This window comes from Rhizobium sp. BK602 (assembly GCF_014195095.1).
In the GTDB taxonomy this organism is placed as follows: Bacteria; Pseudomonadota; Alphaproteobacteria; order Rhizobiales; family Rhizobiaceae; genus Rhizobium.
The window spans coordinates 87,108-102,517 of the sequence record NZ_JACIBC010000006.1 but is presented as its reverse complement, the minus strand read 5'-3'; the positions used below and the strand labels follow the sequence as shown (position 1 = coordinate 102,517).

At 62.1% G+C, this 15,410-nt stretch carries 16 protein-coding genes; 12 read left to right on the top strand and 4 right to left on the bottom strand.

The window, feature by feature from the left end; genetic code table 11:
* Positions 1–5 precede the first annotated feature (5 nt).
* Positions 6–1,502 (top strand): lysine--tRNA ligase, encoded by a 1,497-nt coding sequence (gene lysS, locus FHX11_RS19660; protein ID WP_184359693.1) that lies wholly within the window; start codon positions 6–8, stop codon positions 1,500–1,502.
* Between the two features lie 54 nt (positions 1,503–1,556).
* Complete coding sequence (locus FHX11_RS19655; RefSeq protein ID WP_184359691.1) at positions 1,557–1,823, top strand: hypothetical protein; 267 nt, start codon at positions 1,557–1,559, stop codon at positions 1,821–1,823.
* Between the two features lie 41 nt (positions 1,824–1,864).
* Here FHX11_RS19655 and FHX11_RS19650 read toward each other — a convergent pair whose 3' ends face one another.
* Positions 1,865–2,695 carry a hypothetical protein gene (locus FHX11_RS19650; protein WP_184359689.1) on the bottom strand — a complete coding sequence of 277 codons (831 nt, stop codon included), beginning with the start codon at positions 2,693–2,695 and terminating at the stop codon, positions 1,865–1,867.
* A 194-nt stretch (positions 2,696–2,889) separates the two neighbouring features.
* On the opposite strand from FHX11_RS19650, the gene FHX11_RS19645 reads away from it, so the two are divergent.
* The 8 genes from FHX11_RS19645 to FHX11_RS19610 all read left to right on the top strand — a co-directional run bounded on the left by FHX11_RS19645 (position 2,890) and on the right by FHX11_RS19610 (position 10,557).
* Positions 2,890–3,798 (top strand): LysR substrate-binding domain-containing protein, encoded by a 909-nt coding sequence (locus FHX11_RS19645; protein WP_184359687.1) that lies wholly within the window; start codon positions 2,890–2,892, stop codon positions 3,796–3,798.
* A gap of 66 nt (positions 3,799–3,864) precedes the next feature.
* Positions 3,865–4,491, top strand: coding sequence for a 3'-5' exonuclease (locus FHX11_RS19640; RefSeq protein WP_184359685.1), 627 nt, complete (start codon positions 3,865–3,867; stop codon positions 4,489–4,491).
* A 125-nt stretch (positions 4,492–4,616) separates the two neighbouring features.
* Entirely contained in the window at positions 4,617–5,777 is a 1,161-nt protein-coding gene (locus FHX11_RS19635) for an ABC transporter substrate-binding protein (RefSeq protein WP_184359683.1), read from the top strand.
* 199 nt (positions 5,778–5,976) lie between these two features.
* Positions 5,977–6,963, top strand: a complete 987-nt coding sequence (locus tag FHX11_RS19630) for an ABC transporter ATP-binding protein (protein ID WP_184359681.1) — start codon at positions 5,977–5,979, stop codon at positions 6,961–6,963.
* The gene (locus tag FHX11_RS19625) at positions 6,960–7,931 is read left to right on the top strand and encodes an ABC transporter permease (protein WP_184359678.1); all 972 of its coding nucleotides are present in this window, start codon (positions 6,960–6,962) and stop codon (positions 7,929–7,931) included. The genes FHX11_RS19630 and FHX11_RS19625 overlap by 4 nt, the downstream gene beginning before the upstream one ends.
* Positions 7,921–8,736, top strand: a complete 816-nt coding sequence (locus tag FHX11_RS19620) for an ABC transporter permease (protein ID WP_184359676.1) — start codon at positions 7,921–7,923, stop codon at positions 8,734–8,736. The genes FHX11_RS19625 and FHX11_RS19620 overlap by 11 nt, the downstream gene beginning before the upstream one ends.
* A 12-nt stretch (positions 8,737–8,748) precedes the next feature.
* Complete coding sequence (locus tag FHX11_RS19615) at positions 8,749–10,176, top strand: gamma-aminobutyraldehyde dehydrogenase (protein ID WP_184359674.1); 1,428 nt, start codon at positions 8,749–8,751, stop codon at positions 10,174–10,176.
* A 207-nt stretch (positions 10,177–10,383) separates the two neighbouring features.
* Complete coding sequence (locus FHX11_RS19610) at positions 10,384–10,557, top strand: DUF1328 domain-containing protein (RefSeq protein ID WP_007700677.1); 174 nt, start codon at positions 10,384–10,386, stop codon at positions 10,555–10,557.
* A 28-nt stretch (positions 10,558–10,585) separates the two neighbouring features.
* On the opposite strand, the gene FHX11_RS19605 is transcribed toward FHX11_RS19610, so the two are convergent.
* A complete protein-coding gene (locus FHX11_RS19605; protein WP_184359672.1) occupies positions 10,586–11,260 on the bottom strand; it encodes a DUF1345 domain-containing protein in 675 nt (224 codons plus the stop codon).
* Positions 11,261–11,367: 107 nt separating this feature from the next.
* Positions 11,368–12,099 carry an SDR family oxidoreductase gene (locus FHX11_RS19600; protein WP_184359670.1) on the bottom strand — a complete coding sequence of 244 codons (732 nt, stop codon included), beginning with the start codon at positions 12,097–12,099 and terminating at the stop codon, positions 11,368–11,370.
* A 432-nt stretch (positions 12,100–12,531) separates the two neighbouring features.
* Here FHX11_RS19600 and FHX11_RS19595 point away from each other — a divergent pair, with 432 nt between their 5' ends.
* Positions 12,532–13,326, top strand: a complete 795-nt coding sequence (locus FHX11_RS19595) for an IclR family transcriptional regulator (protein ID WP_184359668.1) — start codon at positions 12,532–12,534, stop codon at positions 13,324–13,326.
* 65 nt (positions 13,327–13,391) lie between these two features.
* Positions 13,392–14,228, top strand: a complete 837-nt coding sequence (locus FHX11_RS19590; RefSeq protein WP_184359666.1) for an amidohydrolase — start codon at positions 13,392–13,394, stop codon at positions 14,226–14,228.
* A 124-nt stretch (positions 14,229–14,352) separates the two neighbouring features.
* On the opposite strand, the gene tal is transcribed toward FHX11_RS19590, so the two are convergent.
* Positions 14,353–15,318, bottom strand: coding sequence for a transaldolase (gene tal / locus FHX11_RS19585; protein WP_184359664.1), 966 nt, complete (start codon positions 15,316–15,318; stop codon positions 14,353–14,355).
* Between the last annotated feature and the right edge of the window lie 92 nt (positions 15,319–15,410).

Genomic DNA, 15,410 nt, shown 5'->3' with positions numbered 1-15,410 from the left:
AAACCATGAACGACAAGACCGAAGCATCCGCCCTCTCCTCCGACGCAACGGAAGTCCGCCGCCAGAAGCTGAAGCTGCTGCGCGAGCAGATCGGCGACGTCTATCCGGCACATTTCCACCGGACGCTGACCAATGCCGAACTGGCCGCGAAATATGAGGGCCTGGAGCCGGATACCGAGACCGGCGATGTCGTTACCGTTGCCGGCCGCGTCTATTCCTCGCGCAATTCCGGCATGTTCATGGATATCCATGACGCTTCGGCCAAGATCCAGATCTTCAGCCACAAGGACGTGACCGGCGAAGAGGCCCGTGCCCTCCTGCCGATGATCGACCTCGGCGACATCATCGGCGTCACCGGCGTCGTGCGCCGCACCAAGCGCGGCGAGCTGACGATCAACGCCCAGCAGATCACCATGCTGACCAAGTCGCTGCTGCCGATGCCTGAGAAGTGGCATGGCCTGTCCGACATCGAGCTGCGCTACCGCAAGCGCCATCTCGACATCATGACCAATGAGGAATCCAAGCTCCGCTTCCAGCAGCGCAGCCGCATCGTCTCCGGCATCCGCCGCTTCATGGAAAATGACGGCTTCATGGAAGTCGAGACGCCGATGCTGCATTCGGTCTATGGTGGCGCCACCGCCGAACCGTTCAAGACGCATCACAATACGCTGAAGCTCGACATGTACCTGCGCATCGCGCCGGAACTGTTCCTGAAGCGGACGCTGGTGTCGGCGCTTGCCGACAAGGTCTTCGAAATCAACCGCAACTTCCGCAACGAAGGCGTCTCCACCCGGCACAATCCCGAATTCACGATGATGGAGTGTTATTGGGCCTATGCCGACTACGAGGACATGATGGACCTCGTCGAGCGGCTGTTCTCGACGCTCGCCATGTCGATCCATGGCAGCACGGAATTCGCCTTCGGTGACAAGCAGATCTCCTTCAAGGGTCCGTTCCGCCGCGTACCGATGCCCGACGCCGTCAAGGAAGCGACCGGCATCGACTTCCTGGCGATCAAGACCGACGAGGAAGCCCGCGCCGCCGCCAAGGCCGCCGGCTTCGCCGTCGAGAAGGACGCGACCTGGGGCGAATGCCTGGCCTTCATCTTCGAAGAGAAGGTCGAGGGCACGCTGATCCAGCCCGCCCACGTCACGCATTTCCCGAAGGACATCTCGCCCTTCGCCAAGGAAGTACCGGGCGAGCCGCGCCTCGTCGAGCGCTTCGAGACCTATTGCAACGCCTGGGAACTCGGCAATGCCTTCTCGGAACTCAACGATCCGGAAGAGCAGCGCGCCCGCATGGTCGAGCAGCTCGAGCAGGCGCATGCCCGCGGCGAGAAGCAGAAGGAACTGGACGAGGAATTCCTCGACGCCATCGATCAGGGCATGCCGCCGGCAGGTGGTCTCGGCATCGGTGTCGATCGCCTCATCATGCTTCTGACCAACTCGCCATCGATCCGCGATATCATCCTGTTCCCGGCACGGCGCGCCAAGGCCGATTGAGGCGGCTTCGCCGTCCGGACATCCGGGGCGCAAGACACAAGCGAGGAAGAGACCATGACCACGGACGCCGACAACGAACGACAGAGACTGGCCGATCTTGCAGAGATCGGCGACATCGACCTGTCGCAATACGCGCCGGGAACATTCGGTTGCCACGAGGCGATGCACACCGCATCGCTGATGCTCGACATGACCGACGATCAGCTGCTGCAACACCCGGCGATCCTTGCCAATCCGGAGTTCTACCGCCTCGCCGGCGAGGTGCACGAGGCCCTCTTCGCGCTCTATCAGGCGATCGGCGAGAAGCATCTGGCCGATTGAGGATTGCTGTTCCTCGCCGTCAAAAAAAGATGGTGCCGGGATCAGTTCGTCACCGGTGATCGCCGGTTGCTGGCTCCCGTCATGGTCGGATCCAGGCCTGGCGATGGCGGCTCCTTCCCGTCGCTGGCGTCCGCGCCGATGAATTCGCCATTCTTGTCATAGCCGGCCGGCACATTGCCGGTCGAGGCCGGCTCGGGAACCCTATGCTCCTTGGGCTCCTGTGCGGTCGCCTTTTCCTCGGCGGCGACGGCTGCCTTCAGTTTTTCCGCCTTGGCGCTGCCGCGCGCATCATTTCCGGCCGTCAGCGCATTGTCGCAGTCGGTATAATCCTTCAGGGCCGCCAGCGCCGTATCGATATCCTCGGGCAGCATGTTGACCTGTTCGCCGAAGAACAGGCCCTGCGCGCTCGCGCCGCCATTGTAATAGCGCGCCGTCACCGGCGCCTCGGCAACGCCGCCGGCGATCTTTTCCGGGTGGGGCACATAGACGACATCGGCGCCAAGCGCCCGGCCGCGAATGTCGGAGCGCAAGGTCGGGCCGTTCGCATCGAGAACCACCACCTGAACGAGATCCGGCTTCTGCTCCGCATAGACGGCCTTCGCGACCCTGAGCGCCGTCTTAACGCGTGTCAGGCCGTCCGTCGGTTCGGTGCGGATGTATTTGCGCACCCAGAATCGATTCTCCTTGCGGATGGTCACCAGGCTGACGTCCCGGCAGGCCAGTCCGTTCGGCGAAGCCGCAACGAAACCGAGGAGCCTGTCCTTGCCCATATAAAGCGCGAACGCGCCGGAAGAGCCTATCAGAGAGGCCGCGCCGGCGACGATGATGACAAGCTTCCGGGGTGACCGGAGCATATGCAGTAAGGCGCTCACGCCAACTGCTCCAGCATAGAGCACTCCAACGCGACAAGGTGAACAGTCCTCACGTTAGAGATGTGGCGTTTCGGAATGCTTAAAGGAGAGGTGAAACTTTTTTTGCCCGCGCATTTATTACCAAAAAAGGTCCAGGCCTTTCAGGCCGATACCGATGCTTGCCATGCCCAGCGCGACCATGCTCTAACGACCTCATGGCCTTCACCTTGAGACAGCTTCAATATTTCGTCGCCGTGGCCGAGCAGGGCTCCATCACCCGCGCCGCACAGAACCTGTCGATCTCGCAATCCTCGGTCACCGAAGCCCTGAAGGAGCTGGAAAGCGACCTTGGCGTCGAACTGTTCGATCGCCATCCGCGCGGGCTTACCATCACCCATAATGGCCATCAGTTCCTGCGTCACGCGACGAAGATCCTGGCGACGGTTTCCGACGCGCGCACCAGCTTTTCCGGCCAGCAGAATGCCGCCGGCGGCACCTTGAACATCGGTGTCACCTCGCTGGTCGCCGGCTATGTGCTCTCCGACCTGCTGGCGCGCTATCGCCGCGCCTGCCCCGGCGTCGAGGTCAGCGCCATCGAGGACAATGGCGGCTATCTGGAGCATCTTCTGGTCGGCGGAGAGCTCGACGTCGCCGTCATGGTGATCTCCAACCTGCGCGACCGCATGGCCCTGCAGGCGGAGATCCTCGAAACCTCCCCCTACCGGCTCTGGCTACCCATGGGCCATCCGCTGGTCTCCGCCGATATCATCAGTGTCGCCGACATCAGCCGCGAGCCGCTGATCATGCTGACCATCGACGAAATCGAGGAGAATACCGGCAAGCTGCTGACAGCGCTCGGCGCCCGCCCGCATGTCGCCTTCCGCACCCGCTCGGTCGAGGCGGTGCGCAGCCTGGTCGCCACCGGCGCCGGCGTGGCGCTGCTGCCGGATCTCGTCTACCGCCCCTGGTCGCTGGAAGGCGACCGCATCGAAAGCCGCGACGTCTCCGGCTCGCTGCCGGTGGTGCAGGTCGGCATGGTCTGGCGCAAGGGCTCCAGCCTGCCGCAGGCCGCTCGCGATTTCGTCGGCGTGGCCGAAAGCATGCGCTCGGGGCGGCAGAGGTAGCAGGCAGTGCCCTTCCGATCCGGCTGGCGGACTGCAATCGAAGATTGCTGCAATGGAGGGTTAGTTATGAAGAGTGCAATCATATTCGACTGCGAATTTCTTTGCCTCGAAGGGTCACAGCGCCGGTTCTGGTGTGCCGCGCATGATCCCGATCCGGTCATCGCACAAGTCGGGGCCGTCAAGCTCAGCCTTGAAGGCGATTTCGCGATCCTGGACAGCTACAAAGCCTATATTCGCCCGATCGATCGGTTCGGCGAGCAATATGCGCTCGATCCGTTCTTCACCGCATTGACTGGAATCACCGAAGAAAACATCAAGGTGAAGGGAATAGCCCTGCAAGACGCCATTGCCGGCCTGGATCGTTTCTCGGACGGTGCCCGCCTCTGGTCCTGGGGCAAGGACGAGCTGAACATGATGGCGATCAGCTGCTATGTCGCCGGTATCCAGCCCTCAATCCCAGCGCATCGTTTCGACAATGCCGTCAAGCTGCTGCTCGCGGCAGGAATGCCGGTCGAGGATCTGGCAAAGACGCCAAGCAACAAGCTTTCCCACTACTATGGCGTGCAGCATCCGCCGCTCAAAGGTCATGACGCACTCGATGATGCCCTTTCCATCTCCTACACGCTGCAACATCTCATGAGGACCGGAAACCTGGGGCCGGAGGCTCTCGATCTCTCACGCACACACAGCTAGGAATCGGAATTTCCGATATCGACTTTCTGATAAATGAATTTGCGAATACGGCAAAATCGCGTCACCTTTTTCTCCGGGAACAAAACGCCAGATACTGGCAACTGGCTCAGAACCGGGAGACTCCGATGAAGCATCTGCTGAAATCGTGCACTGCTGCACTCGCATGCCTAAGCTTCGCCACGCAGGTCATCGCCGCCGAGCCGCTGAAGGCGCTCGGCAAGGGCGAAGGCGCCGTCAGCATCGTTGCCTGGGCCGGCTATATCGAGCGCGGCGAAACCGACAAGAATTACGACTGGGTGACCGGCTTCGAGAAGGAAACCGGCTGCAAGGTCAGCGTCAAGACCGCCGCCACCTCCGACGAGATGGTGGCGCTGATGAATGAAGGCGGCTTCGACCTCGTCACCGCCTCCGGCGACGCCTCGCTGCGCCTCGTCGCCGGCAAGCGCGTCCAGCCGATCAACACCGACCTGATCCCCAGCTGGAAGACCCTCGACGAGCGCCTGAAGAATGCGCCCTGGAATACCGTCAACGGCGTCCATTACGGCGTGCCCTATCTCTGGGGGCCGAACGTGCTGATGTACAATACCGACGCCTTCAAGGATCAGGCGCCGAAGAGCTGGAACGTCGTCTTCGAGGAGATGGCGCTGCCGGACGGCAAGTCCAACAAGGGCCGCGTACAGGCCTATGACGGGCCGATCTATATTGCCGACGCGGCCCTTTATCTCATGGCCCACAAGCCCGAACTCGGCATCAAGGATCCCTACGAACTCAACGAAGACCAATACAAGGCCGCGATCGAGCTGCTGCGCGGCCAGCGCAAGCTCGTCAGCCGTTACTGGCACGATGCCATGATCCAGACCGACGACTTCAAGAACGAAGGTGTCGTCGCTTCCGGCTCCTGGCCCTTCCAGGTGAACCTGCTGCAGGCCGACAAGCAGAAGATCGCCTCGACCTTCCCCGAGGAAGGCGCAACCGGATGGGCCGACACCACCATGCTGCACGCCGACAGCGAGCATCCCAACTGCGCCTATATGTGGATGGAACACTCGCTGCAGGCCAAGGTTCAGGGCGATGCCGCCGCCTGGTTCGGTGCCGTGCCCTCCGTTCCGGCAGCCTGCAAAGGCAATGAACTCTTGACCGACAGCGGTTGCGCCACCAACGGCTACGATCACTTCGACAAGATCAAGTTCTGGAAGACGCCGGTCGCCAAGTGCACGACGCAGAGCGAATGCGTGCCCTATCACCGCTGGGTCTCCGACTATATCGGCGTGATCGGGGGACGGTAACGCACACGGAGGTCATTCCTTCTCCCCTCGGGGAGAAGGTGGCCCGAAGGGTCGGATGAGGGGTGGCTCGGCATAGGAAGAGTTGCCTTTCGCTTGCCGCTCAAAGCCCTCGTCGCTGCGCTCCTCGCCCCCTCATCCGCCCTGACGGGCACCTTCTCCCCGTTGGGGAGAAGGAGTAAACAAAATCCGGAGCAACCCAATGACCGCCGTCCGTTTCCAGCAGGTATCGCGCCATTTCGGCCAGGTCCGCGCCGTCGACCGCGTCGATCTGGAGATCGCGCCCGGTGAATTCTTTGCGATGCTCGGGCCTTCCGGTTCCGGCAAGACCACCTGCCTCCGCCTGATCGCCGGCTTCGAGCAGCCCACAGGCGGCCATATCGAGATTTTCGGCGAGACCGCCGAAGGCGTGCCGCCCTATCGGCGCAACGTCAACACGGTCTTTCAGGACTACGCCCTGTTCCCGCATCTCAACATCCTTGACAACGTCGCCTACGGGCTGATGGTCAAGGGCATCGGCAAGACCGAGAGGTTGAAGGCTGCCGAACAGGCATTGGAGCTGGTGCAACTGCCGGGCTATGGCGCCCGCCGCCCCGGCCAGCTCTCCGGCGGCCAGCGCCAGCGCGTGGCGCTCGCCCGTGCCCTCGTCAACAAGCCGAAGGTGCTGCTGCTCGACGAACCGCTCGGCGCGCTGGACCTGAAATTGCGCGAACAGATGCAGGAGGAGCTGAAGAGCCTGCAGCGGGCGCTCGGCATCACCTTCGTCTTCGTCACTCACGACCAGGGCGAGGCGCTGTCCATGGCCGACCGCGTCGCCGTCTTCAACAATGGCAGGATCGTGCAGGAAGGCACGCCGCACGATATCTATCAGCGGCCGAAGACCCGTTTCGTCGCCGATTTCGTCGGCTCCTCGAACGTCATCGCCCCCGAGACCATGTCGGCGCTCGGCGGCGAGCGGCGCTGGGCGAGCCTGCGCCCCGAGGCCATCCGTCTAGGCGACAGCGCCGGCCTTGCCGCCATCGTGCGGGCGACCAGCTTCCTTGGCGCCGCCACCCGCCTCTCCGTCGAAGCCCATGGCACGCGGCTGCACGTCACCGTGCCGGCCGGCCAGCCGATCCCGGAAGCCGGCGCGTCGATCCGCCTCGCCTGGGCGCCCGGCGACGTACATTACATGGACGACGCGGCATGACGATGGCAAGCATCACCACGGCCGCGCCTGCGCCCGCCTCGATCCTTCCGAGCCGTGGCGGTTTCTTCGGCCGGCTTTCGGATCTCTTCTGGCGCCACCCGAAACTCTTGCTGTTCCTGATGCTGACGCCGCCGCTGCTCTGGCTCGGCATCGTCTATATCGGCTCGCTGATCGCACTGCTGCTGCAGAGCTTCTTCTCGATCGACGACTTCTCCGGGATGGTGAACTACGAATTCACGCGCGCGACCTACGCACAGCTGTTGAATTCCGCCAATTTCGACATCATCCTCCGCACCATCGTCATGGCGGCGCTGGTGACCGTCGCCTCTGCTTGCGTCGCCTTCCCGATCGCCTATTATGCGGCCCGCTATGCCAAGGGAAAATGGAAGGCGCTGTTCTATCTCGGCGTCATGTTGCCGCTCTGGTCGAGCTATCTGGTCAAGGTCTATGCCTGGAAGCTGATCCTCGCCAAGGAAGGCATCCTCACCTGGATCTTCGACAGGCTGCATCTGAGCTGGCTGCTCGACGGCGTGCTCGCTTTGCCCATTGTCGGCGGCAATTCGCTGTCGGTGAGCTATATCGGCACCTTCCTCGTCTTCGTCTATATCTGGCTGCCCTATATGATCCTGCCGACGCAGGCAGCACTTGAGCGCGTCCCGGCAAACTTGCTCGAAGCCTCCTCCGACCTCGGCGCCACGCCGAACCAGACATTCCGCACCGTGCTGCTGCCGCTGGCGCTGCCAGGTGTCGTCGCCGGCTCCATCTTTACCTTCTCGCTGACGCTCGGCGACTACATCATCCCGCAGATCATCGGCTCGTCGCGCCTCTTCATCGGCCAGGCCGTCTATGCGCAGCAGGGCACGGCCGGCAACGTGCCGCTCGCCGCCGCCTTCTCGGTCGTACCGATCGTCATCATGGCCATCTATCTCTGGATCGCCAGGAAACAGGGAGCTTTCGATGCGCTCTGATCGTGGCCAACGCGCCTCCCTGCCTCTGAAGATTGCGGCCGCCGGCGGTCTGCTCTTCCTGCACCTGCCGATCCTGCTGATCTTCGTCTACGCCTTCACGACGGAGGAAAAGAGCTATCAATGGCCGCCGCCGGGCCTCACGCTGCAATGGTTCGGCATTGCCTGGAACCGGCCGGATGTCTGGTCGTCGCTGGCGCTGTCGGTGCAGGTGGCAACCATCGCCACCGCCATCGCCCTGGTGCTCGGCACGCTCTGCGCCGCCGCCGTCAGCCAGACGAAATTCTTCGGCCGCGAGGCGATCTCGCTGCTGGTGATCCTGCCGATCGCGCTGCCCGGCATCATCACCGGTATCGCGCTGCGCTCCGCCTTCAGCCTGTTCGACATTCCCTTCTCGGTCTGGACCATCATCCTCGGCCATGCCACCTTCTGCGTCGTCGTGGTCTATAACAACGCCGTTGCCCGCTTCCGCCGTACCTCCGGCTCGCTGATCGAGGCCTCGATGGATCTCGGCGCCGACGGCTTCCAGACCTTCCGCCATGTCATCCTGCCGAATATCGGCACGGCGCTGCTTGCCGGCGGCATGCTCGCCTTCGCGCTCTCCTTCGACGAAGTCATCGTCACCACCTTCACCGGCGGCCAGCAGATGACCTTGCCGATCTGGATGCTGCAGGAGCTCATTCGCCCACGTCAGCGCCCCGTCACCAACGTCGTCGCCATGGTCGTGGTACTCGTCACCTTCCTGCCGATCCTGGCAGCCTATTATCTTACCCGCGACGGCGACCAGATCGCCGGCGGTGGCAAATAAAGGGAGATAAAGATGGACACCCAAATGCTGATCGGTTCCCGCTTCGAGGCCGGCACGGAGACGGAGGAGCATATCCTCAACCCGAAGACCGGCGAGACGGTGCTCAACCTGCCAGAGGCATCGCTCGGCCAGATCGACGCCGCCGTCGATGCCGCCGAAAAAGCCTTTACCAGTTGGTCGCAGACGACACCCAGCCAACGCTCGGCCTATCTCCTCAAGATCGCCGACGCGATCGAGAAAGACGCCGAGGGTTTCGCAGCGCTGGAAGCCTTGAACTGCGGCAAACCGATCAACGCCGTCCTCAATGATGAAATCCCGGCGATCGTCGATTGCTACCGTTTCTTTGCCGGTGCGGTGCGCAACCTGCATGGCCCCGTCGCCGGCGAATATCTGCCCGGCCATACCTCGATGATCCGCCGCGACCCGATCGGTATCGTCGGCTCCATCGCGCCGTGGAACTATCCGCTGATGATGATGGCATGGAAATTGGCGCCGGCCATTGCCGGCGGCAACACCGTCGTCTTCAAGCCCTCGGAACAGACACCGCTGACGGCGCTGAAGATGGCGAAACTGCTGGCGGACATGCTGCCCGAAGGCGTGGTCAACGTCATCCTCGGCCGTGGCGAGAGCGTCGGCAATGCTTTGATCAACCACCCCAAGATCGGCATGGTCTCGATCACCGGCGATGTCGCCACCGGCAAGAAAGTATTGCAGGCCGCCGCCAAGACGGTGAAGCGCACACATCTCGAGCTCGGCGGCAAGGCCCCCGTCATCGTCTTCGACGATGCCGATATCGACGCCGTCGTCGCCGGCATCCGTACCTTCGGCTATTACAATGCCGGCCAGGACTGCACCGCCGCCTGCCGCATCTATGCGGACGCCAAGGTCTACGACAATTTCGTCGCCGACCTCACCTCCGCCGTCTCCAGCATCAAGTTCAATCTCGCCGACGACACCGAAAACGAAATCGGGCCGCTGATCTCCAAGCGCCAGCGCGACCGTGTCGAAAGCTTCGTCACCCGTGCCGCCGAACACAAGCACATGGAAATCACCACCGGCGGCAAGATCTCGGGCGAACGCGGCTTCTTCTACGCCCCGACCATCGTTGCCGGCGCGACACAGGACGATGAGATCGTCCGCCGCGAGGTCTTCGGCCCTGTCGTCTCCGTCACCCGCTTCACCAATGCCGACGATGCCGTCGCCTGGGCCAATGATAGCGACTACGGCCTCGCCTCCTCCGTCTGGACGAAGGATATCAGCCGCGGCATGCAGACCGCCGCCCGGCTGCAATATGGCTGCACATGGATCAACACCCACTTCATGCTGGTCAACGAGATGCCGCATGGCGGCCTGAAGCAATCCGGCTATGGCAAGGACATGTCGGTCTACGCGATCGAAGACTATACCGCGGTGCGGCATGTGATGATCAATCATGGATGAGGCGCAGTTTGGCGCAGCCGAAGCAATCGATCCAGCGGGTCGATTGCAGCGCCGAACGCCGTGAGCCATACGAAGGGCCGGCTGGTGCGGCGTAGGCAGCACTTGACCTCGCTCTTAGTACCGCGGAATCAGCGCTAACCAAAACGGCGACGGAACAATCTCCCATTTAATGCGTCTTATCAATTGCAACGCAGAGGAGATTTTCAAATGTTGAAGTGGGCCATTATATTCTTCGTGATTTCCCTGATCGCCGGCTTTTTCGGCTTCTCGGGCGTCTCGGCCGCGACGGCGACGATTGCCCGCGTGCTGTTCGCCATCTTCCTCATCGTCTTCCTCGTATTCCTGATCCTGGCGGTCATGGCCGGCAACGCGGTGCTGTAGCACCTCCAGTATATTTCCGGAGGGCGAGCTATATCAGGCTCGCCCCGACATTAATGGCCATAGCCAGGATCGTCGTGTTGAACAGGAACGACAGGATGGAATGCAACAGCACCAGCTTGCGCATGCTGATGGAGGAGACGCCGATATCGGCGGTCTGGGAGGCGACGCCGATGGTGAAGGAGAAATAGAGGAAATCCCAGTAAATCGGCTCCTCCACCGGCGCGGCAAACACCAATCCCTCCCCCTTGCCCGGACCGCCATAGAAGCGGTGCGCATAGTGGATGGTGAACATCGTATGCAGAAACACCCAGGAGATCATGATCGTCACGATCGCCATCCCCAAGCGGAAAAATGCGACCTCGGGCGGCGCATCTTTGATACCAAGCAGATCCAGGAGGATGCCGCCGATGCTGGCGACCGCCGCCGCGCTCGACAGGAACAGCAGCAGCACATCGGAGAAATCAAGGTCGGCGGAACGCTTGCGAATCAGGCGCGCATCGGCCGTCAGCATGCGATAGAGGCTGAACACGATATAGGTGACGGCGGTCGCATCCCAGGCGATGAGCAAATTGCTCGCATTCAGGGCCCGCGATGTCACAAGCAGAAAAACCGCCACGCCGATAATGGTGGCGATCAAGATCACCTGATGCTTACGCAGCAGCACCAAGCCTCTGGAACGATGCAAAAGTCCGTTCGCATCCATGCCGCTCTCCCGATCGCAAATCGCCCGTCGCAAACCGATTCGCAAACGAGAGTGGCAAATAAAAGGAGGCCTCGCAACACGAAGCCTCCGACTGCAAAAATGCGGCTTCAGCCCGTCCAGCCGCCGTCGATGACGTGGATTTGGCCGGTGGTGAAACCCGCCTCGTCGCCGGCCAGATAGGTCACCAGTGCGGCGATCTCTTCGGCATTGGCGATGCGGCCCATCGGCTGGCGCGCGATGAAATCGGCCATCGCCTTTTCATAATTGCCGGTGGCGCGCAGGCGATCATGCAGCGAGGGGCTGTCGACGGTGCCGGGGCAAATGGCGTTGGCGCGGATGCCCTTGGCAACGAAATCGGCGGCGATCGACTTGGTCAGCCCGATCACGGCGGCCTTGGAGGCGCAATAGGCGAAACGGTTCGGCACGCCCTTCACGCTGGAGGCGACAGAGGCCATGTTGACGATCGAGCCCTTTCCCTTTTCCAGCATGCCCGGCAGGAAGGTGCGGCAGGTGGTGTACATCGCCTTGGCATTGAGGTTGAAGGAGAAATCCCAGTCCTTCTCCTCGCAGTCGAGGATGGTGCCGGCATGCACGAAGCCGGCGCAATTGAAGAGCACGTCGATCGGGCCGATCTCGCTGGCGTAAGCCTTGACCGCAGCACTGTCGAGCACGTCCAGAACATGCTTGCTGGCGCCGTCCAGCGTCGATAGCGTCTGCTCGTTGATATCGGTGGCATAGACATGCGCGCCGAGCGAGATGAAACGTTCGGCCGTCGCCCGGCCGATGCCCTGACCGGCCGCCGTAATGACGACCTTCTTGCCTTCCAATCCGTGACCCATAATCCTGATCCTTCCTCCATGGCTTGTTTCCGATCCCGAGCGGCCCGAGCCGATCCACGGATAAGAACAAGCAAAAACAGACAGCTAGGGCCGTTCCGCCCTAGCCTTCGAACGACTGCGCGAAGCGCCGGTTGAGTTTGTCGACGAGGACTGTATGCCGCTCTGCGGTGCGCAGTCCATCGCTAATCATCTCCGGTACCTCGCTTTGAACGTCATGTAGCCACCATGCCGCGACCACACGGAGGAACCCTCCAGCGTGGCACGCGAGTTGCGGCAAATCGAGCGCCATGGCGTCCGAATGGACCGGGCTGGATTGATAGCTCATATACAAATAGATTATTTATTAATCGTCAAGCCGCGATCCGGGATGCTTGCAAAACGCTTTTATTCACATATGAATGACGGAATGCATTTTCCGTTCCGAGGCCAACCATGACCGCAGAAGACGACAGCGACCGATATCGCGCCCCGGCGCTGGACAAGGGTCTCGATATTCTGGAACTACTAGCACGCATCGATGGCGGGTTGACGCAGGCGGAAATCGCCAAGGCGCTCGGCAAGAGCCCGAACGAATTCTACCGCATGCTCGACCGCCTCGTCCGGCGCGGCTACGTGCAGCGGCAGGACGGCGACCGCTTCTACCTGACGCTGAAGCTCTTCGGCCTCGCGCATTACCACGCGCCGGTGCGTCGGCTGGTGTCCTTCGCCACGCCGCTGATGCGCGAATTTTCCAACCGCGCGGAGCAGGCCTGCCATCTGGCGATCTTCGATCGCGGTTCGGTCGTGGTCATCGCCCAGCAGGATTCGCCGACCTATTGGGGCATCTCGATCCGCGTCGGTGCTCAGATCCACCTGTTCAACACGGGGTCGGGCCATATCCTGCTTGCCTTCCGCGACGAGAAGCAGCGCCAGATGATGATCAACGAGCAGCGCCGGCAGCAGGAGCAGGACGACGACAGACCGCCGGCCGATCTCGATGACCGGCTGCGAATGATCCGCGACAAGGGCTTCGAGACCATGGACAGCCTGCAGACCAACGGCGTGCGCAACATCTCCGCGCCGATCCTGGCGATGGACGGCAACGCGCTGGCCGCGCTCACCTGCCCCTATATCCAGCCGGTCAATCGCAACGCACCGACCTATGATCAGGTCATCGGCCATGTGCGGGACGCGGCAAGGCAGATTTCGGAAACCGTGGTCGGCACGGTCGACAGGGCCGAACTATAATTTCTTTTTGAATAAACTATTCTTATGTGAGTATATGTTGAGCAAGCAGGTCTGGGAGGATCACCATGCTTTTCGACAGCCATCTGCACATTGTCGACCGCAAAGAGCTGACCTATCCCTGGCTGGAAGGGGCTGGCGCCCTCAATCGCGACAGTCTCTACGAGGACTATGCCCGTGAAGCGCGCCGCCTCGGCATTACCGATGTGCTGCACATGGAGGTGGATGTCGCCGAAAACGAGATCGAGCGGGAGACGGCCTATGTCAAAGGCTTGAGCCGGCAGCCCGGCAGCCTGCTGCGCGGCGCCATCGCCGCCTGTCGGCCGGAGGATGCCGGCTTCCCCGCCTATCTCGAGCGCGTGCTCGCCAACCCCTTCGTCAAGGGGTTCCGACGCGTCCTGCATGTCGTGCCGGATGATGTCTCCGAGAGTGCGCTGTTTCGCGAGAACATCAAGCGGCTCGGCAATACGCACCTTACCTTCGATCTTTGCGTGCTGCCGCACCAGATATCCAAGGCAATCGCGCTCGCCGACCTCAATCCCGACGTCCGGTTCATTCTCGACCATTGCGGTGTGCCCGCCATCCAGAAACAGCTCAGCGAAGTCTGGTCCGCGGGCATAACGGAGATCGCCAAGCGGCCGAACGTCATCGTCAAGATTTCCGGCGTCGTCGCCTATGCCGATCCCGACAGCTGGACGCCCGAAACGCTGCGCCCCTTCGTCGAACATTGCATCACCCGCTTCGGCTGGGATCGCGTCATCTGGGGCAGTGACTGGCCGGTCTGCACGCTAGGCGGCAATCTCTCCACCTGGGTCGCCGCCACCCATGCGCTGATGCATGGGGTGAGCACCGACGAGCGCGACCGGCTCTACCGGCTCAACGCCAAGCGCCTTTGGTCCCTCTGAACGGCCGGCAACGCACGAGACGGGCTGCAGGCAAAAGCCTACTTGCCGGACCTGGCCCCAATCATCAAAAAAGGGCGCCGCATCCCTGCGACACCCCTCTTCAAAATCGAGACGCCAATTCGCCTCAGGCAGCAGCGAGCTGCAGTTCCTTGCCGACCATGGCGCGAAGCGTGCCAAGGTCCTTGGCGAAGGCGCGGATGCCTTCCGAGAGCTTCTCGGTCGCCATCGCGTCCTCGTTCATCATCCAGCGGAAAGTCTTCTCGTCGACGGCGATCTTCTCGACGGCGGTCTTGTTATCCGGCGAAAGCTTGCGCTCCAGCTTGCCTTCGTCCTTGGCGAGTTCGTCGAGCAGGTTCGGGCTGATCGTCAGGCGATCGCAGCCGGCCAGCGCTTCGATTTCGCCGGTGTTGCGGAAGGAGGCGCCCATGACGATCGTCTTGATGTCGTTGGCCTTGTAGTAGTTATAGATGTCGCGAACCGAGACGACGCCCGGATCTTCCTCGGCCGTGTAGTCCTTGCCCGTCGACTTCTTGTACCAGTCGAGGATGCGGCCGACGAAGGGCGAGATCAGGAATGCCTTGGCGTCGGCGCAAGCAATCGCCTGGGCCTTGCTGAAGAGCAGCGTCAGATTGCAGTCGATGCCTTCCTTCTGCAGCACTTCGGCGGCGCGGATGCCTTCCCAGGTGGAAGCGAGCTTGATCAGGATACGGTCACGCTCGATGCCACGCTCCTTGTAGGCGGCGATGATGGCGCGGGCCTTGGCGAGCGATGCTTCGGTATCGAAGGACAGGTCGGCGTCGACTTCGGTCGAGACACGGCCGGGAACGAGGCCGGACAGCGCGGCGCCGACGGAGATCGCCAAACGGTCGGCGACGGCGGCGGCAACGGCATCCGGCGTGCCACCCTGCTTCTTGCCCCAGGCGACGGCTTCCTTGATCGCGTCGGCGAACATCGGCGTGCCGAGCGCCTTCAGCACGATGGTCGGGTTGGTGGTGCAATCCACCGGCTTCAGGCGGGCAACCGCCTCGATGTCGCCGGTATCGGCCACGACCGTGGTGATGGCGCGGAGTTGGTCAAGCTTGGATGTCATAATACATATCCTTGTTGAATGAAGCCCATTGGATGGGAGATGTTGACCGGCGATACCGCCCGGTTGATGGACGACACGAAGACCGCAGACGC